The 1,829-nt window shown below is 63.5% G+C and carries 2 protein-coding genes; both read right to left on the bottom strand.

The features are described from left to right. Positions 1-977: MBL fold metallo-hydrolase (locus RMO81_RS08450; RefSeq protein ID WP_310475386.1), on the bottom strand; the 977-nt coding region annotated here is incomplete at its 3' end. An 88-nt stretch (positions 978-1,065) separates the two neighbouring features. Then, positions 1,066-1,829 (bottom strand): SDR family NAD(P)-dependent oxidoreductase (locus RMO81_RS08445; RefSeq protein ID WP_310475385.1); only part of this gene is annotated, 764 nt, incomplete at its 5' end.

Below are 1,829 nucleotides of genomic sequence, written 5' to 3'. Positions count from 1 at the left end.
TAGGCGGGAACGAGGGGCGAGATGCCGGCGGGATTGATGGCGCTGCGATCGGCATAGGCCGGGCGGGCCGGCAGGGTGATGGGTTCGAACCAGGTCGGGCGGATGAACTGGCTGCCCGGCGATGCGGCCTTCACTTCGGCTGCAAAACGGTTCTGGTCGCTGGTGATGGCTTCGGATGGCTTGGGGTTGCCATAGGCGTCGGCATGGGTGGGCAAGACGACGGCGGGATAGTTGAGGGCGCGCATCAGGCGGGGCGTGAATTGATGGATTTCGAGGCGCTGCGAATTTGAGCCCACGAGCGCGATATCGGGATGGAGGCCGGCCATTTCGCGTTCGATGAAGTTCATCGAGCCCATGATGAGGACTTCGTGGCCGCCGAGGCGCAGCAGATAGGCAACGCTGCCGCCTTCAACGAAATCCTTGCGGAGCAGCGGTGCCTTGAGCCCGGACGGCGCATTGCCGGTGATGCCGCGGCCGTTGTTGAAATAATGCTTGTCGTCGAGCGCGCTGTGGATGCTGGGGATGACCTTCAAGGAGAAATCCTCGAAATCATAATCCTCGCCGCCAATCACGGTGATCAGCTGCTTTTCGGGCACGGCATAGGCGCGGGCGAGGTTGGCCGTGGTTTCGCGGCCGATGATGGTGGCGCCGGTCTTGTTGGCAACCGTGCCGGCGTCGAGCGCGTGATCGGAATGGCCGTGGGTGACAAGGATATAATCGGCGCGGGGGATGTGTTTTTCGATGAGCGCGAGATCGGGCGCGTAAAGTTCGTCGGGGGTCGGGGTTTTGGCGCCGGGGGCCCAGCGGGCGAATTGGGTCACGAACGGGTCGACAAGGATGGTCTTCTTGCCGTCGGTGATCTCCCACCCGGCATTGCCAAGATAGGTCAGCCGGATTTCGCCGGGCTTGAGGGCAGGCGGCGGTGCAGCGGCAGTGAGCGCCAGTGCCAATGCAGCGAGCAGGATTGGAAAACGCATGATGTCACCCCCCGAGTTAGCTTTAGGCTAGCAGAGGTGCAGGAGGCGTCAAACGCTGAGATCAGGGCCTCAGCCCGCCGGCGCCATCCTACCCCCGCCCCTGCCCCCAGAAGGCTTCGGAAAATGCCGGGGTGTAGGCATTTTCCGGATCGGCGCGCACCATGGCATCGAGGCGTTGGGCGTCTTCGCCGATCAGCAGGCGCCAGCGGCCGGCCTTCACGCCATCGAGGATGATGGTGGCGGCCTGGGCGGCGGTGGTTGGGGCAGTGTCGCGGAAATTGGCGTTCATGGCTTCGGTCAATTGTTCGTCGGTCATGCTGCTCACGTCCATGCCTTGCCGTTGCATCAGCGCCCGTGTGTCGGCGTGGCCGGCGTTCATCCGCAGCGAATTGCCAAGGATTTCAGTGCCGATATGGCCGGGCATCACCACCGAACAGTGGATGTGCGGCGCGTTGACCGCCAGATCGGCCATCAGCGCTTCGGTAAAGCCCTTCACGGCGAATTTGGCCGCGCTGTAGGCCGTGTGGACGGTGCCGGGGCCAAGCGTGGCCCAAAAGCCGTTGATGCTGGAGGTGTTGATGATGTGGCCGGCATCGGCGGCCTGCAGCAGCGGCATGAAGGCGCGCACACCGTGTAGCACGCCGTAAAAATTGATGGCGAACGTGCGTTCCCAGGCCTCGCGGGAACCGTTCACGAAACTGCCGCCGCCGCTGATGCCGGCATTGTTAAACAGCAGGTGGATGCGATCGGTTTCCATTTCGGCGCGCACGCTATCGGCCCAGGCGTTCATTTGCGCTTCGATCGACACATCGGCAACGAAGGTGGAAACGCGCGTGCCTTGCGGTGCGCCGG

This window comes from Sandarakinorhabdus sp., assembly GCF_031422795.1.
Taxonomy (GTDB): Bacteria; Pseudomonadota; Alphaproteobacteria; order Sphingomonadales; family Sphingomonadaceae; genus Sandarakinorhabdus.
This window is presented reverse-complemented; position numbering and strand designations above follow the sequence as displayed.